The sequence below is a fragment of the Wolbachia endosymbiont (group A) of Aleiodes leptofemur genome (assembly GCF_964028465.1).
Taxonomy (GTDB): Bacteria; Pseudomonadota; Alphaproteobacteria; order Rickettsiales; family Anaplasmataceae; genus Wolbachia; species Wolbachia pipientis.
In genome coordinates, this window is record NZ_OZ034782.1 from 476,989 (window position 1) to 497,042 (window position 20,054).

Here is a 20,054-nt window from a genome sequence, read left to right on the forward strand (position 1 = left end):
ATTTAACCTAATTTTGACTTGAGTGAAATTTTTTGGATTTCAATGGACACCTGGAAGGTGTCAGCTACTTGCATGACAGGAAGAGAGTTACTGTAGTGACACCAATAGTTGATACTTGAATGCAAAATTGGTGTCATCCCAGTGCTCCGACACTGGGATCCAGGAAATTTGATTTCAAACAAGTGCATCAGATAGTTGTATAGTAAAGACTGGATTCCAGTGTCAAACACTGGAATGACATCATTTGCTATGTAAGCTTTCTCCATATCATTTAGTGATTCAGTATATCCTTTTCTTTGATGGACAATTCACCATCAATCTTTTTTATATTATCATCAGTAATATTTTGTATTTCCTTCTTAGCACCATGAAAATCATCTTCTGAGATTTCTTTATTTTCCTTCATTTTTTCTGTTTCTTCCATAATATCTCTACGTATATTTCTAATGGCAATCCGTGCATTTTCAGCAAACTGATGCAATAATTTCACTAATTTTTCACGGGTTTCTTGTGTCAAGTCCGGAAGAGCTATACGTATGGTGCTACCCTCGACAACAGGATTTAAATTCAGGTTAGCATTTAATATAGCGTTTTTCACTTCACCTACAACACTAATGTCCCAAACTTTAATTGATAGGGTTTTGTTATCTATAACCGAAACGCCTGCAACTTGATTTAACTTTTGATGCCCACCATAGATGTTTACAACTATACCATCAAGCAAAGATGCACTAGCTCTACCAGTGCGTACGCCTTTAATATCATCATGAAAGGACTGAATAGTTTTTAGCATTCTTTCTTTTGTTTTAGCTTTTATTTCATTTAACATAAATTACCTACTGTTTACAATCTGAAACTATAGTATAAGTACCTTGACCCTTAATAATATTGACTATTTTTTCTCCCTTCAAAGAAAAAACTATAATTGGAATAGAATTCTCACGAGCAAGTGAAATTGCTGATGCATCCATAACTTTTAAATCACGAGTCAATAAATCCGTGTAAGAAAGCCTATCATACATTACAGCATCCTCATTTTTTTTCGGATCAGCGGAGTATACACCATTTACTTGCGTACCCTTTAGAATAACATCACAATTCATTTCAACAGCACGTAAGGCTGCAGCTGTATCTGTAGTAAAAAATGGGTTGCCTGTGCCTGCTGCAAAAATTACCACTCTACCTTTTTCTAAATGACGAATAGCTTTCCTTCTGATGTAAGGTTCGCATACAGTGGCCATGGGTATTGCAGATAATACCCTAGAAGCTACTAAATTTTTTTCTAAAAAGTTTTGTAAAATTAAAGCATTGACTATAGTTGCAAGCATTCCAATATAATCACTGCTTGCTCTTTCACAACCACTTAAAGACGCAGATGTGCCACGAAAGATATTACCACCACCAACAACAATACATACCTGAACTCCAAGATTACAAACTTCAACTATGCCTTTAGATAACTCACCTATAGTCTCCATATCGTGACCAAATTGCTTTGATCCCATCAAAGCCTCACCAGAGATTTTAAATAACACCCTGGAATATTTTATTTCGCTTTTTTCATTTGTTGAAATAAACATTTTTTGCTATTTAATCTGCATCACCCAAAACAAGTAACTTGTAATTAGAGAGTTTAACAGCACTCAACTCGCTTGATTTTATAAAATCAGAAATCTTCATCTTATCATCCTTTATAAATTTTTGCTCCAGTAAAACAACTTCTTCATAGTACTTAGCCATTCGTCCATCTACTATTTTTTTTGCTACTTCTTCAGGTTTATTTAAGCTCCTCACTTGCTCTTCAATTATAGAACGTTCGTTGTTCAACTTCATTTGATCTAAATCATCTATAGACAAAGCTTCAGGCTTCATAGCAACTACATGCATAGCTATTTGTTTCCCAATCTCTTGTAGCTTCGCCTTATCACCAGATGATTGCAATGCAATTAAAGCACCAATCTTACCTAAGCCACACACATCACCATGTACGTAGCCAGCAATAACTCCATCCTTAGCTTCTAAGTAACAAAGCTTGCTTAACTCTAGCTTCTCACCAAGAACTGACGTACCATTCATAATAGCTTCCTGCACTGTGCCAATGCTTTCATACTTGGCATTTTTTAACTCATCAACGCTAGTACAGCGTTCTTGATGAGCAATTGATGCTAAATTTAAAACTAACTCTATAAATTTCTCATTCCTTGCGACAAAATCGGTTTCGCAATTGAGTTCAATCAATACACCACAATTTTCAGTCAAACACATAGCAACGAGCCCATCTGAAGCTACTCTATCAGATTTTTTGTCAGCTTTAGCAAGACCTATTGTACGTAACTTATCAACGGCTTTCTTAATGTCACCATCACATTCTTCTAATGCTTTTTTACAGTCACTTAAGCCAAGCCCTGTTCTATCACGTAATTCTCTTATATCATCTGGATTCATCTTCATTTGTTACTACCTCCCTTTCTTCTTCTTTGTAAACTTTACTACGTCTCCTTTTAGTTTGCACAATACCATCTTCTTTTTCTTGAATAAACTCATCACCCCTTATATCATCAATCTTAACTCCAGATTTTGCTAGACTAGACTCTATTCCAGCTAATATAGAGTCGGTAGCTAATTTACAATAGAGCTCTATTGATTTTCTTGAGTCATCATTTCCAGGTATTAGATAAGTAATACCATCTGGATCAGAATTAGTATCAAGTATTGCAACTATTGGAATTCCTAACTTCTTAGCCTCCTTAACCGCTATATGCTCTTTATTAGTATCAATGATGAATAAGATATCAGGAATTGCTCCCATTTCTCTAATACCGCCAAGCGCCTTATCAAGCTTTTGCTTTTTCTTTTCAATGTTTCCCAATTCTTTCTTTGTTAAAATGCTATCCTCGTCATTTAATATTTTCTCATATTGCATCAAGGTTTTTATCGAAGAAGAAACAGTGCCCCAATTAGTAAGCATACCACCAAGCCAACGATGATTCACATAATATTGACCACAACGAATCGCTTCACTTGCAATAATATCAAAAGCTTGAAACTTTGTACCAACAAATAGAATGCGACCACCTTGAAATGCAACGTCATATAAAGCCTTCATGGCCACCTGTAGCAATGGTAGTGTTTTTCGCAAATCAATTATATGTATACGATTTTCTTGATGCACTCCATATATGTATGGAGCCATTTTTGCGTTCCAGCGACTAATTTTGTGACCAAAATGTACACCAGATTCAGCTAAATCACGCACAGTGACTTTAGGCAAATTTGTCATATATCATTCCTCCAAATAGTTTATCTTCCATGGCATAACCCTAATGGGACTACTTGTACAAGCCATGTGTGAAATTAAATTATTTACATAGTAATAGAAAAGACAGCAAAGCGCAAACAAAAAATATTGACAAAGGGCAACATGTTTATTAGCTTTAAAGTTGAAGCCCGAAAATGCTAAAAAGAAATTAGGGGGGTGTAGCTCAGTTGGTTAGAGCGCATGCCTGTCACGCATGAGGTCGTGAGTTCAAGTCTCATCACTCCCGCCATATTAGTTTTAGCATAACTTAGAATTCGCAGTATTATTGCCGGTATTGAGAAACGCCTTCACCAAACTTGACATGGCATGGTATTGTAATTAATACTTAAATAGGTTTGTTTTTATCATTAACAATTAGGATTAAATATGCTCATTTCTGAAGTTTTTGCAGCAGATGCAACTAGCAATACATCAAGTATCGGCGCATCTTTTGCTAGTTTTATTCCACTGATTTTAATATTTGTGGTATTTTATTTTCTCATTATTCGCCCGCAACAAAAAAAACTAAAAGAACATAGAAAGATGATAGATCAAATAAAACGTGGTGATACAGTCATTACTTCTGGTGGAATAATAGGTGAAGTTAATAAAGTTGATGAGGCAAATGCACAATTTATAATAGAAATAGCACCAAAAGTTGAGATAAAAGTTCTAAAGTCCGCTATATCTGAGGTTTTAAGCAAAGAAACTCAAAAAGTAGCAGCTAAACCAATTAAAAAGGTAAAATCGAAAGAATGATAAAAAGAATATAAATCAACCAGTAATAAAGGCAAAAATGCTTAACATGTTTAGAAAAAAGTTTGTTTGGTGATCCATTTGTGTGCGGAATATTTGGTGTAGTAAGTAGCGGTGATTCAGTAATACCAACCTTACTAACTGGGTTACAAAAATTGGAATATAGGGGATATGATTCCTCAGGTATAGCAATCATAAATAACGAAGGTAAGATAGAAGTCAAAAAATCAGAAGGTAAAGTCGAAAGGTTATGTGAAGTTGTTGATGACAGCAAGATGTCTCACAGTACAGTTGGTATAGCACATACTCGCTGGGCTACACATGGAGTCCCAGGCCTTAAAAATGCTCACCCCATTCGTACAAATAATGTTGTTGTTGCTCATAACGGCATAATTGAGAATTACAATCTGCTAAAAAAGGGTCTAGAAGAAAGGGGCATGTCATTCCATACTGACACTGACACAGAGATCATACCAAACATGCTAACCTTATATCTTGATGAAGGATTGTCGCCAATTGATTCTCTATTTAAGTGTTTAAACAACTTACATGGCTCATTTGCCTTGGTCTTATTATTTGCAGAATATCCAGACGCCTTATTTGTTGCGAAGAGAAATTTGCCTTTAGCAATAGGCTATAACTGTAACACAGTGTTTGCTGCATCTGACTCTAATGCTTTAAGTGCATTTGTGGAAAGAATATCGCATTTGGAAGATGATGACATTGCAGTGATAAAATCTAGTGGAGTTAGTATATACAACAATGGTACACAAGTTAAACGCAGTATAGAAAATAGTAGTCCAAGTGATTTTCTAATTAGCAAAAATGGTTACCCTAGCTTCATGTTAAAAGAGATTTTTGAGCAACCGCGTGCATTAAACAAAACAATAAATCAATTTTACAAGCAATATAAAGAGGTAATATTTGCTAACAAAAAATTGTTTTCTGAGCTGAGTTACATTACTATAGTTGGATGCGGGTCATCTTATTTTGCTGGGATAATAGCAAAGTATTGGCTGGAAAATGTCGCTCAAGTTCGAGTATATCTAGAAATCTCATCAGAATTTAGGTATAGCAACGTCAAGCTGGAAGAAGGCAGCATTGGGTTATTTATCTCTCAATCTGGTGAAACTGCAGATACCATAGAAGCGCTGCGTTATGCAAAATCACAGAAGCAAACAATCATTAGTATAACTAATACATTTAGCAGCAGCATTGAAAAGATCTCAGATATTGTGTTACATACTCTTGCTGGGCCAGAAATTGGTGTTGCTTCAACAAAAACCTTTTCTGCGCAACTTGCAACTTTAGCATGCTTTGCCGTGGAGCTTGGAAAAATAAAAGGTGTACTGGGTGGAGAGAGAATAAAACAGCTAAGCAACGCTATTAACTCTATTCCCGAGTATGTTGAGCACGTTTTGAATGTGATGAAAATACAACATATATCGGGCAGTATATTAGAACACAATAACGTTATTTTAATCGGCAGAGGAAGTTCATACGGAGTTGCAATGGAAGGCGCATTGAAAATAAAAGAGCTTTCATATATCAATACAACTGGTATTGCAGCGGGAGAAATGAAGCATGGTTCTATTGCTTTAATAGACTCTACTGTGCTTGTTATAGCAATTATCCCTTATGATGATTTATTCTTTAAAACGCTATCTAATATACAAGAGATTATTGCAAGAAAAGGCAAAGTAATTGCCTTCAGTGATAAACAAGGAGCGCCATTCCTAAGGGGAGTTTGCGCAGATGTGGTGCAACTTCCAGACACTGATAATTTTATCTCTCCAATCATCTACAGTGTTGCTATGCAATTCCTTGCTTACTTTACTGCAGCAAAAAAAGGGTTAGATGCAGATTGTCCAAGAAATTTAGCTAAGTCTGTCACGGTTGAGTAGTCCATTTAAAGTTAAAGCTAAACTTCTAATTAAGGTAACCAGACTGCATTCTGTGATTTTTAGCAAAACACGATACACAATCGTCATTCCGCTACTTGTTAGCGGAATCTATGCCGAGATACCGCGAATGAATCGCGGTATGAAGGTTCGCGGTGGTATGACGGTTAAGTAATTCGTCATCCCGCTGCTTGTTAACGGGATCTAGAGATACCGCGGCGGTATGACGGTTCGCGGCGGCATAGCTATCTTCAAAAATATGGTTGAATAATTGTTAATAATAGTGTATAATTATTAATATTTTTAAGCACTTTGGCTATGGCTTTATCTAAGTTTCTCGAGCCTAAGCTGGATTTAACCTTTAAAAGAATCTTTGGCACTGAAAAAAATAAGAATATTCTCATACATTTTTTGAATGATATTTTAGGGTTTACCGAGATAAATACTATACAAGAAGTGGAATTCCTCAGTACTATAATGGATCCTGAAATTGCCTCTGATAAGCAAAGTATAGTTGATGTTCTTTGCAGGGACTCTAGTGGGGCTAGGTATGTGATTGAAATGGTGCGACCTGAAAGTCTTCGGTCATATTGTTTAAAAGGAGAGGAATTCATTCAGAAAGAAACTGAAAGGATTCTAAAACTTATTAAACCAGATGTTTTGCCGTCTGAGTCTACGCATCAGTGCGAATCGGGCAACCGGTTGGTGCCAAGCGATGCGGACAATGAACCTCCTCTTGAAAAAGAAGATGCTCAATCGTGAGAGGGGCATAAACTGCAAGCATCATGTGGTTGGAGGGCTAGGCTAGTGGTATGGTGAACGTAAGTGAAGCTTTATAAGTACCGATACGATGAAAGAGCTAAAGATGCTGATAAGCTCTGACCAAAAGGTAATGTGGATAAGTTACATTTTTCATTTCTAGATGTACGCAAATAATAACTCCACCGGTATAGAGAAGCCACCTAACCCACTATTGTATGAATGGAGAAACAGGGTAAGCCTGTATTTTCGCCTACATGGCAAGCAAACCGCAAGGAATGCTGATGGAAGTGCAGGTAAAGGAGAATGGAGAAAGCGAATGCCATTTTGTAACGAAATGGATAGAATTTGTAACATTAATTCGCGTGAAAACGAGCAGACTTCCGTTTGGTCCCTCGTGACAAGAAACTTTGTTAACCACTTAAGGTAGGAAAGCAGATGATTACAAGTAAACCTGTAAGTGCATCTACCAAAAGCTTTGAAGCATGGAAGCAGTTGCCATGGAAGAAATGCCAGAAAGTTATTGTGAGGCTACAAAGATGTATTGTTAAGGCTGTCCAAGAAGGAAGATGGGGTAAGGTAAAAACTTTACAACATCTTCTCACACGCTCTTTTAGCGGAAAAGCTTTGGCTGTTAAGAGAGTAACTGAAAACCAAGGAAAAAACACAGCGGGTGTAGATCGTCAACTATGGTCAACTTGCAATGCTAAATTTCAAGGAATAAAGCAGTTAAAGCAAAGAGGATATAAACCTTCTCCGCTAAAACGGATTTATATCAGTAAATCTAATGGCAAAAGAAGACCTCTTGGAATACCCACGATAAAAGATAGAGCCATGCAAGCATTATATCTGTTTGCTCTGGAACCGATAGCTGAAACGATCAGTGATCGTCACTCCTATGGCTTTAGACCTAAAAGATCCTGTGCAGATGCTACAGTAGCTTGTCATTTGTTACCGGCAAGTCGTAATCAACTACAATGGATACTTGAAGGTGATATCAAAGGATGCTTTGACAACATTAATCATGAATGGCTTATGAAGCATATTCCTATGGAGAAAAAAATTCTGCATAGTTGGTTAAAAGCTGGCTTCCTAGAATCAAAAACTCTGTATCCCACAACTGCAGGTACCCCGCAAGGTGGTATAATTTCTCCAATACTAGACAATTTAGCCTTAAACGGACTTGAAAAGTTATTGGAAAGTCGATTTGGTAAACTCGGCAGTAGAAAAAGAAACAAAATCAGAAGTGGAGTGAATGTAATCAGATACGCAGACGACTTTATTATTTCAGGTTTCACACATGAAGTACTGGAAAAGGAAGTTAAGCCTTTAGTATCATCTTTTCTTCATGAGCGAGGTTTAATTCTGTCAGAAGAGAAGACAAAGATTACATCTATCACAACAGGGTTTGACTTTCTTGGTTGTAATGTACGTAGATATAATAAGAAGTTAATTATTAAACCTTCGAAAGAAAGTATTAAAAGACTTCTTAATAAAGCACGTACATTGATAAAAGCAAATATAGCGAACACTCAGGCTATAGTAATTAAGTCACTCAACTCTCTACTGAGAGGATGGGGAAGTTACTATCACCATGTGTGTGCTAAAAAAGCGTTTAGAAAGATCGACAATGAAATTTGGCATAGTTTATGGAAATGGGCAAAGAAAGGACATCCTCGTAAAGGATTACGTTGGATAAAGAATCGTTACTTCAAAGTAATGGGTCAACGCCAATGGGTTTTTGCTGCACCCCTATGCAAGAACAAACCAAAAGAGATACGGTATTTAAGACTGCTTAAGCTGATTGATATACCTATCAGACGACATGTTAAAATCAGAGCGGATGCAAATCCCCTTGACTTAAAATGGAAAAAGTATTTTGATGAGAGAGTGAAACGAACAAGAATGTTAGCAAGCTCTTTCTCAAGAGAAGGTTCTCTACTGTTGGTGTCACCATTAAGAATGATGTTTCCTGAGGAATCATGAAGGACAAGCCGGTTCTAGAAAAGAAGAACTTAGATAAGGGGCTCAAGCGTAGTGTTGGGAAACCTGCATGCTGCGTTTCTAAGGGAGGGGGTAGTAGTAATACTGCTTCCTTACCTGACCAACTCGCTCGTGATAAAGGCTTCGAAAAACGAGCTCAACTATATGCTGCTAAGGCTTACTCAAGGCAAGCTGATAAAGGTGACCAGTATCATAACCTTAAGGAAATTATCTTCATTGCTATAGCAGATTGTGTACTGTTTCCTAATAAATCTGAGTACAAATCAAAGCATACTATTCGAGATGAAGACACTAATGAGCATGATCTAAAAGATTTCTATTTTATATTTATTGAGCTGCCAAAATTTCCAAAGAATAAGGAAGATCAGTTGGAAAATATAGTTGAAAAATGGGTTTATTTTTTTCGATATGCAGATGAGACTAGTGAAGAAGAGCTGGAAAAAATAATAGGTAGTGATGTAATAATTAAAAAGGCCTATGAAGAGCTAAATAGATTCAACTGGTCAGAAAAAGAATTTATTGCCTATGAACAGGAAATAAAACGTATTCTTGATGAACAGGCTGTCCTCGCTCAAAAACTTGATGATGCTACTGAAAAAGGTAGAGAAGAAGGTAAAGAAGAAGGCATCCAAATCGGACATGAAAAAGGCAGAAAAGCAGAGAAAATCGAAGTGGCAAAGAACTCACTTAAGGTCGGTGTCTCTATTGATGTTATCGCTCAAATTACCGGCCTTTCGATAGATGAAATTCAAAAATCAAGGAATTAATACTTTACCTTGACCTCTAGCTTGAGTTAAATGACATTGAACAGAAGTATTATTTAGATAACTTTTAGGCTTCAAGCTTATTTGTTGTTCTTTTACGTCACTCACTTCTAATCTGCTTAACATTTGTTGCATTAATTGATTTATTACTGGGTCTATTCTTCTATTAAATTCAGCCATAAACTTATCAAACTTTTTCGGACTTAATCTACCGGGATCTCCGGGTTCTCTACCAGGCAATTCTTCCTCTGCGTATGATTTTAAAATCCCTGAAATTTCATTAAATTCACCACTCCTAATTTTTTCATTAATCTTCTCAAATAATTTCTCAAAATTAATATCTAAGCGGTGCATTTTTATACCACCTTTCGATTCAGCTTGCTTCTCTAATATAGCTCTTTTTACAATAATCCGAACAGACCGTAATATGCTACTGGCCTGCTATAGCCATAAACACATATCTTATCGCATTCGGACTATTATAGCTCTTTTTACAATAATCCGAACAGACCGTAATATGCTACTGGCCTGCTATAGCCATAAACACATATCTTATCGCATTCGGACTATTATAAGAAAGGCTATAATTAGAAACGGCATTGAATTTAACCGATTGGGGCAAAGAGAGGCGTATTACCTATTTAGAGAACATCCAGGTGAAGGCTCGTTTGGCGAATCAGTGAGAGTACCAGCAAATGATGTTTTACATATCTACAGACCACTAAGACCTGGGCAGATTCGAGGAGTACCATGGTTGTCCAGTGTACTGTTAAAGCTCTATGAACTTGATCAATATGACGATGCAGAATTAGTACGAAAAAAGACTGCTGCAATGTTTGCTGGGTTTATTACGAGACTCGATCCAGAAGCAAATATTTTAGGAGAAGGTGAAGTATAGCTCTTTTTACAATAATCCGAACAGACCGTAATATGCTACTGGCCTGCTATAGCCATAAACACATATCTTATCGCATTCGGACTATTATAAGAAAGGCTATAAATGAGCATGGAGTAGCATTATCGGGTTTAGAACCTGGGACTATGCAACTTTTAGATCCAGGGGAAGATATCAAGTTCTCGGAGCCATCAGACGTTGGGGGAAGTTATGAAGCATTCATGAAACAGCAGCTTAGGGCAATAGCAGTAGGCACAGGGATAACTTACGAGCAGCTAACAGGAGATCTAAGTGGTGTCAATTATTCATCAATAAGAGCTGGGTTAATAGAGTTTCGTAGGAAGTGCGCGATGTTACAGCATAACGTGGTAGTATTTCAGCTTTGCCGGCCAGTATGGAATAGGTGGCTAGAATTAGCACTACTCTCTGGAGAACTGGACATAGGTGAAAAAAAAGGGGGAAAAGAAGAGGTAAAATGGATACCGCAAGGGTGTGCTTACGTAGATCCACTCAAAGACCAGCAAGCACAGCAAATGGCAGTAAGAAATGGATTTAAGAGTCGATCGGAAGTGGTTTCAGAACTAGGTTATGATGTAGAAGAAATAGACCAAGAAATTGCTGAGGATCAAAGACGTGCGAGTGAATTGGGCTTAAGTTTTGATTCTGATGTACAAAGTAGTTTTGCGGAAATGACATGAAACAACAAGCAATGTGGCTGAATAGACCGGTAATGATGGAGCAAAGAAGTTTTGATCTATTGTCATTATATGCAAAAAAGCAGCCGATCTTCAAAAACATAAAACACGCAATAAGAAATAATAGAAAGGGAATAGCAGTCATACCGATACATGGAATCTTGACGAAGAATTCAGAAGCTTTTGATGATATTTTAGGGATGACATCATACGAGAAGATACGTGAAGAGATAGAAGAAGCTTTAATAGATGAAGAAGTAGAAACAATAATTTTGGACATAGACAGCCCCGGAGGAGAAGTAAACGGTTTATTCGACCTTGCTGACTTTATTTACGGAGCAAGGACAAAAAAGAGGATTGTGGCGATAGCAAATGATGATGCTTACTCTGCTGCGTACGCTATAGCTTCTAGCGCTGAAAAGGTGTATGTAAGCAGAACATCGGGAGTTGGAAGCATAGGAGTAATAGCAAGTCACATTGATCAAAGTGGATTTGATGAAAAGCAAGGGATAAAATATACAACTGTTTTTGCTGGAAGTCGAAAGAACGATTTAAATCCGCATGAGCCGATAACATCTGAGAGTTTGGAAAGCTTACAAGAGGAAGTAGATCGCCTATATGAGATGTTTGTCCAGCTCATAGCACAAAACAGAAATTTGTCCACGGAAACAATCAAATCAACGGAAGCAGGGCTATATTTTGGGGAAAAAGCAATAGAGATTGGACTTGCTGATGGAATTACGACATTTTCAGAATTTTTTGACAATTATAGGAGTAATATGACTAAAACTGAGATAAAAGAACAAGCAATAGATATTGATGAGCAAGGAAGATGTTTAGGGTACGAGAGCTGCCGTAAAGAAGTATTAGAGGTGATAAGATTATGTAATTTATCAAAGATGCCAGAGAAAATAGGAGAATTTATCGAACAGGATGTCAATGCAAAACAAGCGCAAGAGATATTAATGTCGATACTAGCAGAGAGAACGAAGAAGACAGAGATTTTGAGTACAATACCACAAAGTACACCGGAAGACTTGATGATGCAGGTAGCGAAAAGTCGAGCAAAATCGGGCATTTGATGGTAGCCTACTCTTAACCGCGGTATATAATGCTAACATACGCCGCGGTAAAATAAAGTTGATCATCTTATAACCGCGGTATATAATGCTAACATACGCCGCGGTAAATTGTATGAGTGAACCAATAATTGGTAGAGAAAAAGAAACAGCGATTCTAGAAAATAAGCTTCTTTCCCAATCAGCCGAGTTTATCGCAGTGTATGGTCGACGTCGTGTAGGAAAAACATACTTAATAAAACAATTTTTTAGCAAGCGAGATGTAGTGCTATTTGAGCAGACAGGCCTTAACAAAGGTAAATTAAAGGCGCAGCTTGAGATCTTCGTAGAATCATTGTCTAGAGCTTTTTACAATGGCATAAGAATGGCTGTACCTAAAAACTGGATGGATGCGTTACATCAATTAACTCTTTCGATTGATATATACAGAGATAAACAAGTTGTGATATTTTTTGATGAGTTGCCATGGCTTGCTGCAAGAAAATCTGGATTCTTAGTAGCACTAGAACACTTTTGGAATGTATATTGGACATACCGGAAAAAACTTATATTGGTTGTTTGTGGTTCAGCAGCTTCTTGGATGTTAGAAAATTTAATATATAATAAAGGAGGATTACATAATCGTATTACTGCAAGAATAGGATTACAGCCTTTTAACTTACGTGAAACTAAAAAGTATTTAAGATATTTAGGAGTCAATCTTAACCATCAGCAGATATTACAGATCTATATGGCAATGGGAGGAATACCACATTACCTAAAAGAAATAAGTAAAGGATTATCAGCGACACAAAATATTAATGAGATCTGCTTTCAGAAGGAAGGTTTGTTATTTGATGAATTTGATATGCTATTCCACTCTTTGTATGAAGAACCAGAGACATATATAAATATTATTCGCACGATTGCAAAAAAGCCAAAAGGAATCAGCAGAAAAGAACTGATAAAAGCAACAAAAATCACTGAAGGAGGGTACTTAACCACAAAACTAAGGAGTTTAGAAGAAGCTGGATTTATAGGAGATTTTTTACCACTGAATAAAGCAACAAGAGGAGCATATTACAGGGTAATGGACGAATATGTGTTATTTTATCTAACGTGGATTGAACCATTCAGGGAAGTAATGAAAAAGGCAATAACAAGTGATGTTCATTATTGGGAGTTAGCAATAAAAAAACCAGCTTGGCTAACATGGACAGGACAAGCATTTGAAGCAGTGTGTTTTAAACATGCCAATACGATTAGAAGAAAATTAAATATAGAGCATATGGGGTTTATATGTGGAGATTGGCAATATCACTCAGGGAAAAACAGTAAAGAAAGTGGTGCTCAGATAGACTTGGTATTTGATCGAGAGGATGGATGTACGACACTTTGTGAAATAAAATACAGTGATAAGCCTTATACGATAACAAAAGAATATATAGAACAATTAAGAAAAAAAGAGGCAATTTATAAAGAAAAAACTAGGTCAAAGAAACAAATATTTTGGGTACTTATTGCTGCAAACGGAGCAACTGAAAATCAGTACTTGAAAGATATAATCAATAATGTGATCACGTTAGAAGACTTATTTTAATTTAATATCGAAATTTCAGAAAAACTTACACAGCTTTTTTTGAGTAACAAATATAGGAGGGAAAAAATGACAAGTATAACAGAAGGAAATAATTTAGGCGATCTTCTGAAATATGAAGTGTCTAATCTATATTCAAGAGACCAAATAACAGTAGCAAAGGGGCAAAACCTAAAGCTAGGTACGGTTGTTGGTTATGATACTAAAGACGGTCTAATTAAGTCCTTAAATCCAACAGCTACAGACGGCACGCAAACAGCAATAGGTGTAATAACAAGTGATGTAAATGCAACGGAAACCACCAAAGCAGTAATCATTACTCGTATAGCAATACTAGCTGATCATGCAGTGGTGTGGCCAGGAAATATCACTGAGGAGCAAAAAGCTGCAGCAATAAAGCAACTTGAAGCACGGGGTATCATCATCCGCAAAGGTGTCTAAACTTCAACTCAACTTAAATTAATAGGGAAAACAAGGGGAAAAACATGCAAAATCCATTTACAAATCCGGCATTTAGTATGACAGCATTAACAAATGCAATGAACATATTGCCGATAAATTATGGTCGAACAGAGAATTTAAATTTATTTCCAAGTAGGTCAGTAAGATTTCGTCATATTACGATAGAAGAACACCAAGGAGTTTTAACTTTATTACCAACGCAAGTTCCAGGAGCACCAGCAACAGTAGGAAAACGAGGAAAAAGGAAAATAAGAACTTTTACCATTCCGCATATTCCCCATGATGATGTAGTGTTGCCTGAGGAAGTGCAAGGAATAAGGGCATTTGGGTCAGAGAATGAACTTAAGGCGCTGGCAGATGTAATAACGGATCATTTGCAGATGATGAGAAACAAACACGCGATAACGTTAGAGCATTTGCGGATGGGAGAATTGAAAGGGATTATTCTGGACGCAGATGGCAGTGAATTATTAAATCTGTACAACGAATTTGAAATAACACCAAAAGTAGTAAATTTTGCGCTAGGAACAGCAACAACAGATGTAAAACGAAAATGTCTGGAAGTATTGCGCCATGTTGAAGATAACTTAAGTGGTGAATATATGACCGGGATTCATGCGCTGGTAAGTCCAGAGTTTTTTGATGCACTAACTTCTCATGCCAAAGTAAAAGAAGCATATGAAAGATTGTAAGTTAAAAATGTGATATAAAAGAGATAAGAGGGAAAGATAACCCTACTCACTATAGGAATAGGGCTATCACGGGCGTGTGCGACCGAATGAAAGTTGGTATTACAACCGTAGCCATCAAGGTAAACTAGCCCCATCTCTCGATACGTTTGAATAGTTGCATGGGACATATGTATGCACCCGTTTACAATCTTAAATTAATTAAACTATCGAGGTTATTTATTATGATTACATCTTATCAAAATTTCATTGGCATTGATATCGGAAAATTTAAAAATGTTGCTGCAGCTTATAACCAAAGGAGCGCTATCAAGTTTGACAATGATGCTACTGGTTGGCAACAGTTGTTTCAAAAATTTTCAGATATCCTACCTAATTCTCTAGTAACTTTAGAAAACACTGGAAAATATGAGCTTGGCTTAGCACATTTTCTTGTTGATAAGAATGTTGCTGTACATCGAGCTAATACTCGTAAAGTAAAAAGTTTTATCATATCACATGGAACTTTAGCAAAGACAGATCAATCAGATGCAAGAGCCCTTGCTCAATATGGTTTTGAACGCTATAGTGCTCTATCTCTATTTGTGCCTATGTCAAAAGAACAAACCGCCTTAGTTGCACTCTGTCAACGTCGTGATGACATTACGCAAATGAGAACTCAAGAGAAATGTAGGCTTGCAGCACCTGAAAACGACTATATAAAGGAAAGTTGCCAAAAAACAATAGACTTTTTTACCAGTCAGATAAATGAGTTCAACGATGCCATACAAAGAATTATTGATAAAAATCCAGAGTTACAAAAGCGTCAAAAAATCTTGAGAACAGTGCCAGGAATAGGTCTCAAGTTATCACAAGTTTTTGTGTGTCTAATGCCAGAACTTGGCCACCTAAACAAAAAAGAAGTTGCAAGTCTTGCTGGAGTTGCTCCACATCCAAAAGAAAGCGGTAAAACTATTGGTTACCGAAGGATAACAGGTGGTAGAAGCAATGTTCGTGCAAAGCTTTTCACAGCTGCTATGGCTGCTGCAAGATCTAAATCTGCACTTGGTGCTTTTTATTCTGATCTTATTGGTAGAGGTAAAAAGAAGATGGTAGCTATAACAGCTCTAATGCGAAAAATCATAGTATAGCTCTTTTTACAATAATCCGAACAGACCGTAATATGCTACTGGCCTGCTATAGCCATAAACACATATCTTATCGCATTCGGACTATTATAAGAAAGGCTATAATTGCCAATGCAAGACTTAAAGAAGCAATTAATATGAAATAAAAAAAAATCTGCATAGAAAATAGGTTAACGGATATGTGCGTCTACACACATTTAAAGCACATATTCGTTAACCATAAAATCTAAGCAGTGGTTGCTGTTTGATATAAATTTCTTTCTGTATAAACTAGGATCTTTGTTACCAAAATACATTTTTCAATTGAATAAAAATACAAAATTATCAACAAATGAGACTAAATTCAAAAAATTTTAAAAAACATAGTTGATGGTTACAACGTTTTCGATGAGATTGCAGAAAGGCTAGATTCCAGAGTGGAATGACATCGTTCACTATGTACCATATTGCAATAGTTGTGGTCAAGGCACTGGGATCTGAAATTGCAGTGTTCGTACAGCTATAGAATATAGATCAGAAGTGACAGAGCTTAAAAAAAGGCCTAACATTCTTAATAAACGTAAAAAGCTTTATGAAAATCAGAGTTGGAGTAATAGGCTGCTTAGGCAGAATGGGCAAAAAAATACTCAATGAATTAATTACAAATACCAAAGTGGAAATAGCAGGTGCTGTTGCCCGTTCAGGTAGTAAGTACATAGATTCAGATATTGGACCAATTATAGCCAATCTAGGAATTAAAGTTACAAGTTCTATTAGTGGCATATTTGAGTCATCTGACGTTGTAATAGATTTTACAACTAAAGAATGTATGTTAGACTGCCTTAAAGCAGCTGTAAAATTTAAAACACCGCTGGTTAGTGGCACAACTGGAATAGAAGGTGTCGATTTGAAAGAATATGCTGCTGAAGTTCCAATATTATGGTCAGCAAATATGAGTGTTGGGGTTAATGTGTTGCTGAAATTGGTAAAAAAAGCTGCTGAGCTTTTAGGTAATGAATATGACGTTGAGATTTGGGAAATGCATCATAACTTAAAAAAGGATTCACCATCTGGAACAGCTATAGAACTTGGCAAAACAATTGCTAACGCTTCAAAAGTGGATTTTCAGTCCAATCAATATTTACATAGTGGTTCAAACATAAGGAAAAAGGGGGGAATAGGTTTTGCAGTATCTCGTGGAGGTGGAGTAATAGGAGATCACAGCGTGATGTTTGTTAATTCTGATGAACGGATAGAACTAAACCACAAAGCAATTGATCGCACAACATTTGCTAGAGGAGCTGTTCAAGCAGCAGTATGGCTATACGAAAATAAAAGAGAAATTCCGGGGCTCTATTCAATGCAGGATGTGATATGAGCAATACACGTGCCTCTGTTAAAGATTTAAATCTCTGGTACGGCTCTAAGCAAGTTTTATTCGATATAAATTTGAATATTTATAAAAGAAAAGTTACTACTTTTATCGGACCATCCGGGTGCGGTAAATCAACATTTTTGCGTTGTTTTAATCGTATGAATGACTATGTACCAGGTTGCAAAACTGTTGGTGAATTAGATATCGATGGGCTGGGTGATATATATTCACGCGATATGGATGTTGTACTACTTAGAGCAAAAGTTGGTATGGTATTTCAAAAGCCAAATCCTTTTCCAAAATCAATATATGATAATGTTGCTTGTGGGCCAAAATTGCATGGTATGGCGAAGGATAAGCAAAAATTGAATGAGATGGTGGAAAATAGTTTAACCAAGGTTGGTTTATGGGAAGAATTGAAGGACAGATTGCAAGATAGCGCACTCAATTTATCCGGTGGCCAACAACAGAGGCTATGCATCGCTCGCGCAATTGCAGTGAAGCCAACTATTTTATTAATGGATGAACCGTGCTCTGCTCTTGATCCAATGGCAACCAATGCAATCGAAAATCTTATACAAGAGCTGAAATTAAGATTTACTATAATTATGGTGACTCATTCAATGAAGCAAGCTAAAAAGTTATCTGATAGTGTAATTTTCTTTCATAATGGCAGAATTGTTGAGTCTGGAAGCACTCAAGAAATATTCGAAAATGCTCAATCTCCCTTAACAAAGGAGTATATCCTGGATCATTAAATTTCTGACCTTACCCAGAAAAAGTGGAGAGAAAGAAAAGAGTTTTTTCGGGTAAAATAAAATTTTGGAGGATTAGAAATGGTAAGAGAATATACGGCAGAATTCAAATTGGAAGCTGTTAAGCTGGCAAATGAACAAAGAAAGGCAGGTCAAACAATTACAAAAATAGCAAAGGATTTAGGAATAAAGGGTGGTTTATTAGGAAAATGGATAAAGAAACACAACGAAAAAAAGTCAGCGGCAAATGCATTTCCAGGTAGAGGTAACATGGCTCCTTACGACAAAGAGAGGTTTGATTTACAAAGCAAGAGTAACAAGGGAAAGAGACATTTAAAAAAAAGCCCTGGCCAGTCAAAAAGAGTAAAATATTTTTTCATAAAAGAGCATAGTAAACACTATAAAGTGCAGGAATTATGTAGGGTTTTCTGCTAGTGGCTACTATAAGTGGACCACAAGAAAAATAAGCAGTAGAGAATCAGCAAATATAGCATTTCTCATAATAGTCCGAATAGGTCATAGGAAGGCAGAATCAACAGCACGACGAAAGGATTCGAATAGAGGAATGTTTTTCCTGGCTCTGTTTTTTATAGCAAACCAATGATGCTCAATTTTGTTAAAATCTGGAGAATAAGGCGGCAGATACAAAATTTCTGCACCGACTCCTTTAGCGAGCTTGATAAGCTTATCAGACTTATGAAAAGTAGCATTATCAAGAATGACAGTTTGTCCAGGTTCTAAGATCGGTGCCAAAAATTGCTCAAACCATCCATTAAAAATATCCATATTACAGTGGCCTTCAAATGTTAATGGAGCAACTATCTTTCTTCTACTTAAGGCTGCAACCATGCTGATTCGTTGAGTTTTTTTTCCAGATTTTAGGGCATAAAATCGCTGTCCTTTCTGGCAATACCCATATGGATAGTCCTCCGTGTTATCAATCCCAGACTCATCTATATACACTAAGTTTTCTGGTTCTTTTGTTGCTATAATTTTTAAGAATTCAGCACGTTTTTCTTCGTTCCTTTCCTTGTATCCATATGTCTTTTTTTGCGCGTAAATCCAATTTTTCTGAGAGCTCGGTGGATCGTTTCGATACTAACGTTGCCCCAAAGTTTAGCCATTTCCGACAGAGTTTTTCTACCGTGTTTTTTAGCAAATTCGATAAACTTATTCCAGTCGATAATTTTCTGATTGTAACCTCCATTACCGAGTTTTTTGACTGAAAGTCGCCTGTTTCTTTTTTTCTTTGCTTCCACTCCCACAAAGTAGTTCGTCCAATTTTAAATCTTGCTGCCACTGCTTCTCTGCTTTCCCCTTCGTCTAGTGCTTCCATTGCTTTTTTTCTTAAATCATAACTATATGCTGCCGGCATCCAACCTCCTTATCGCCATCTATCCTTAATCTTATCATATCCGGACTTCTGTGGAAAGAGCTATACTATGCTCTTTTATAAAAAAATATTTTACTCTTTTTGACTGGCCAGGGCTTTTTTTTAAATGTCTCTTTCCCTTGTTACTCTTGCTTTGTAAATCAAACCTCTCTTTGTCGTAAGGAGCCATGTTACCTCTACCTGGAAATGCATTTGCCGCTGACTTTTTTTCGTTATATTTCTTCATCCATTTTCCTAATACACTATCCCTTATTCCTAGATCTCTTGCTACTTTTGCAACTGGTTGACCTACCTTTCTTTGTTCATTTGCCAGCTTAACAGCTTCCAATTTGAATTCTGCCGTATATTCTCTTACCATTTCTAATCCTCCAAAATTTTATTTTACCCGAAAAAACTCCTTTCTTTCTCTCCACTTTTTCTGGGTAAGGTCAATATACCAGTGCCGAAAATAGTTGACAAAGATTGTGTATACTTATTACAATTGTTTGGGTACCAGAAGTTTTTACGGCAACAAAGTATGCACTAACTATAAGTAAGGAAGACTTTA

Annotated in this window: 18 protein-coding genes, 1 tRNA gene and 5 pseudogenes; 16 read left to right on the forward strand and 8 right to left on the reverse strand. The window is 36.6% G+C overall.

All coding sequences use genetic code 11. The features are described 5' to 3' along the window. Positions 1-2: 2 nt before the first annotated feature. From ABWU67_RS07240 to rpsB, 5 genes are read right to left on the reverse strand one after another with little or no spacing between them, the layout of a single operon-like run. Complete coding sequence (locus tag ABWU67_RS07240; protein WP_010962657.1) at positions 3-266, reverse strand: hypothetical protein; 264 nt, start codon at positions 264-266, stop codon at positions 3-5. 5 nt (positions 267-271) lie between these two features. Next, complete coding sequence (gene frr / locus ABWU67_RS02680; protein WP_010962658.1) at positions 272-829, reverse strand: ribosome recycling factor; 558 nt, start codon at positions 827-829, stop codon at positions 272-274. Positions 830-836: 7 nt separating this feature from the next. Continuing rightward, on the reverse strand, positions 837-1,574 hold the full coding sequence (gene pyrH, locus ABWU67_RS02685) for a UMP kinase (protein WP_410529992.1): 738 nt from the start codon (positions 1,572-1,574) through the stop codon (positions 837-839). A 16-nt stretch (positions 1,575-1,590) separates the two neighbouring features. Further along, positions 1,591-2,451, reverse strand: a complete 861-nt coding sequence (gene tsf / locus ABWU67_RS02690) for a translation elongation factor Ts (protein ID WP_070356839.1) — start codon at positions 2,449-2,451, stop codon at positions 1,591-1,593. Beyond that, complete coding sequence (gene rpsB, locus ABWU67_RS02695) at positions 2,432-3,280, reverse strand: 30S ribosomal protein S2 (RefSeq protein WP_010962661.1); 849 nt, start codon at positions 3,278-3,280, stop codon at positions 2,432-2,434. Before rpsB ends, tsf begins: the two co-directional genes overlap by 20 nt. A gap of 191 nt (positions 3,281-3,471) precedes the next feature. Between rpsB and ABWU67_RS02700 the strand changes: the two genes are divergently transcribed. The 6 genes and pseudogenes from ABWU67_RS02700 to ABWU67_RS02725 all read left to right on the forward strand — a co-directional run bounded on the left by ABWU67_RS02700 (position 3,472) and on the right by ABWU67_RS02725 (position 9,485). Continuing rightward, a tRNA-Asp gene (locus tag ABWU67_RS02700) sits at positions 3,472-3,548 on the forward strand. Positions 3,549-3,685: 137 nt separating this feature from the next. Further along, entirely contained in the window at positions 3,686-4,057 is a 372-nt protein-coding gene (gene yajC, locus ABWU67_RS02705) for a preprotein translocase subunit YajC (RefSeq protein ID WP_010081840.1), read from the forward strand. 80 nt (positions 4,058-4,137) lie between these two features. Beyond that, positions 4,138-5,958: a glutamine--fructose-6-phosphate transaminase (isomerizing) gene (gene glmS, locus ABWU67_RS02710; protein ID WP_353282227.1), complete on the forward strand. Its 1,821-nt coding sequence runs from the start codon at positions 4,138-4,140 to the stop codon at positions 5,956-5,958. Positions 5,959-6,273: 315 nt separating this feature from the next. Beyond that, positions 6,274-6,519 (forward strand): annotated as a pseudogene (locus ABWU67_RS02715) (PD-(D/E)XK nuclease family transposase); the annotation flags it as partial. 633 nt (positions 6,520-7,152) lie between these two features. Further along, positions 7,153-8,700, forward strand: coding sequence for a group II intron reverse transcriptase/maturase (gene ltrA / locus ABWU67_RS02720; RefSeq protein WP_353281708.1), 1,548 nt, complete (start codon positions 7,153-7,155; stop codon positions 8,698-8,700). Beyond that, positions 8,697-9,485, forward strand: coding sequence for an Rpn family recombination-promoting nuclease/putative transposase (locus tag ABWU67_RS02725; protein ID WP_353282155.1), 789 nt, complete (start codon positions 8,697-8,699; stop codon positions 9,483-9,485). The genes ltrA and ABWU67_RS02725 overlap by 4 nt, the downstream gene beginning before the upstream one ends. Here the strand turns inward: ABWU67_RS02725 and ABWU67_RS02730 are convergent. Further along, positions 9,474-9,836, reverse strand: a complete 363-nt coding sequence (locus ABWU67_RS02730) for a hypothetical protein (protein WP_353282156.1) — start codon at positions 9,834-9,836, stop codon at positions 9,474-9,476. The two genes, ABWU67_RS02725 and ABWU67_RS02730, sit on opposite strands and share 12 nt — an antisense overlap. A 229-nt stretch (positions 9,837-10,065) precedes the next feature. Between ABWU67_RS02730 and ABWU67_RS02735 the strand changes: the two are divergent. From ABWU67_RS02735 to ABWU67_RS02780, 10 genes and pseudogenes are all read left to right on the forward strand, one after another. Continuing rightward, positions 10,066-10,376, forward strand: a pseudogene (locus ABWU67_RS02735) (phage portal protein); the annotation flags it as partial. A 105-nt stretch (positions 10,377-10,481) separates the two neighbouring features. Next, positions 10,482-11,075: pseudogene (locus tag ABWU67_RS02740) on the forward strand (phage portal protein); the annotation flags it as partial. Further along, entirely contained in the window at positions 11,072-12,154 is a 1,083-nt protein-coding gene (locus ABWU67_RS02745) for a S49 family peptidase (RefSeq protein WP_341821699.1), read from the forward strand. The pseudogene ABWU67_RS02740 and the gene ABWU67_RS02745, both read left to right, overlap by 4 nt. Positions 12,155-12,266: 112 nt before the next feature. Further along, the gene (locus ABWU67_RS02750; RefSeq protein WP_353282157.1) at positions 12,267-13,730 is read left to right on the forward strand and encodes an AAA family ATPase; all 1,464 of its coding nucleotides are present in this window, start codon (positions 12,267-12,269) and stop codon (positions 13,728-13,730) included. Between the two features lie 66 nt (positions 13,731-13,796). Then, entirely contained in the window at positions 13,797-14,168 is a 372-nt protein-coding gene (locus ABWU67_RS02755) for a head decoration protein (protein WP_341821696.1), read from the forward strand. A 44-nt stretch (positions 14,169-14,212) separates the two neighbouring features. Beyond that, positions 14,213-14,875, forward strand: a pseudogene (locus tag ABWU67_RS02760) (major capsid protein); the annotation flags it as partial. A 227-nt stretch (positions 14,876-15,102) separates the two neighbouring features. Continuing rightward, on the forward strand, positions 15,103-16,008 hold the full coding sequence (locus ABWU67_RS02765) for an IS110 family transposase (protein WP_353281687.1): 906 nt from the start codon (positions 15,103-15,105) through the stop codon (positions 16,006-16,008). A gap of 568 nt (positions 16,009-16,576) precedes the next feature. Next, on the forward strand, positions 16,577-17,362 hold the full coding sequence (gene dapB / locus ABWU67_RS02770; protein ID WP_010962542.1) for a 4-hydroxy-tetrahydrodipicolinate reductase: 786 nt from the start codon (positions 16,577-16,579) through the stop codon (positions 17,360-17,362). Continuing rightward, positions 17,359-18,117, forward strand: a complete 759-nt coding sequence (gene pstB / locus ABWU67_RS02775) for a phosphate ABC transporter ATP-binding protein PstB (RefSeq protein WP_006280935.1) — start codon at positions 17,359-17,361, stop codon at positions 18,115-18,117. Before dapB ends, pstB begins: the two co-directional genes overlap by 4 nt. 78 nt (positions 18,118-18,195) lie before the next feature. Continuing rightward, on the forward strand, positions 18,196-18,549 hold the full coding sequence (locus ABWU67_RS02780) for a transposase (protein WP_264329466.1): 354 nt from the start codon (positions 18,196-18,198) through the stop codon (positions 18,547-18,549). A gap of 81 nt (positions 18,550-18,630) precedes the next feature. On the opposite strand, the pseudogene ABWU67_RS02785 reads toward ABWU67_RS02780, so the two are convergent. Together ABWU67_RS02785 and ABWU67_RS02790 are read right to left on the reverse strand one after the other, a co-directional pair. Then, positions 18,631-19,489 (reverse strand): annotated as a pseudogene (locus ABWU67_RS02785) (IS630 family transposase). 34 nt (positions 19,490-19,523) lie between these two features. After that, positions 19,524-19,865, reverse strand: a complete 342-nt coding sequence (locus ABWU67_RS02790) for a transposase (protein WP_353282158.1) — start codon at positions 19,863-19,865, stop codon at positions 19,524-19,526. Between the last annotated feature and the right edge of the window lie 189 nt (positions 19,866-20,054).

What these genes read in the sequence shown, in the direction of transcription:
- ABWU67_RS07240 (WP_010962657.1), bottom strand. Translation starts at nt 266, where the DNA reads ATGGAGAAAGCTTACATAGCAAATGATGTCATTCCAGTGTTTGACACT.
- frr (WP_010962658.1), bottom strand. Translation starts at nt 829, where the DNA reads ATGTTAAATGAAATAAAAGCTAAAACAAAAGAAAGAATGCTAAAAACT.
- tsf (WP_070356839.1), bottom strand. Translation starts at nt 2,451, where the DNA reads ATGAAGATGAATCCAGATGATATAAGAGAATTACGTGATAGAACAGGG.
- rpsB (WP_010962661.1), bottom strand. Translation starts at nt 3,280, where the DNA reads ATGACAAATTTGCCTAAAGTCACTGTGCGTGATTTAGCTGAATCTGGT.
- yajC (WP_010081840.1), top strand. Translation starts at nt 3,686, where the DNA reads ATGCTCATTTCTGAAGTTTTTGCAGCAGATGCAACTAGCAATACATCA.
- ltrA (WP_353281708.1), top strand. Translation starts at nt 7,153, where the DNA reads ATGATTACAAGTAAACCTGTAAGTGCATCTACCAAAAGCTTTGAAGCA.
- ABWU67_RS02725 (WP_353282155.1), top strand. Translation starts at nt 8,697, where the DNA reads ATGAAGGACAAGCCGGTTCTAGAAAAGAAGAACTTAGATAAGGGGCTC.
- ABWU67_RS02730 (WP_353282156.1), bottom strand. Translation starts at nt 9,836, where the DNA reads ATGCACCGCTTAGATATTAATTTTGAGAAATTATTTGAGAAGATTAAT.
- ABWU67_RS02745 (WP_341821699.1), top strand. Translation starts at nt 11,072, where the DNA reads ATGAAACAACAAGCAATGTGGCTGAATAGACCGGTAATGATGGAGCAA.
- ABWU67_RS02750 (WP_353282157.1), top strand. Translation starts at nt 12,267, where the DNA reads ATGAGTGAACCAATAATTGGTAGAGAAAAAGAAACAGCGATTCTAGAA.
- ABWU67_RS02755 (WP_341821696.1), top strand. Translation starts at nt 13,797, where the DNA reads ATGACAAGTATAACAGAAGGAAATAATTTAGGCGATCTTCTGAAATAT.
- ABWU67_RS02765 (WP_353281687.1), top strand. Translation starts at nt 15,103, where the DNA reads ATGATTACATCTTATCAAAATTTCATTGGCATTGATATCGGAAAATTT.
- dapB (WP_010962542.1), top strand. Translation starts at nt 16,577, where the DNA reads ATGAAAATCAGAGTTGGAGTAATAGGCTGCTTAGGCAGAATGGGCAAA.
- pstB (WP_006280935.1), top strand. Translation starts at nt 17,359, where the DNA reads ATGAGCAATACACGTGCCTCTGTTAAAGATTTAAATCTCTGGTACGGC.
- ABWU67_RS02780 (WP_264329466.1), top strand. Translation starts at nt 18,196, where the DNA reads ATGGTAAGAGAATATACGGCAGAATTCAAATTGGAAGCTGTTAAGCTG.
- ABWU67_RS02790 (WP_353282158.1), bottom strand. Translation starts at nt 19,865, where the DNA reads ATGGTAAGAGAATATACGGCAGAATTCAAATTGGAAGCTGTTAAGCTG.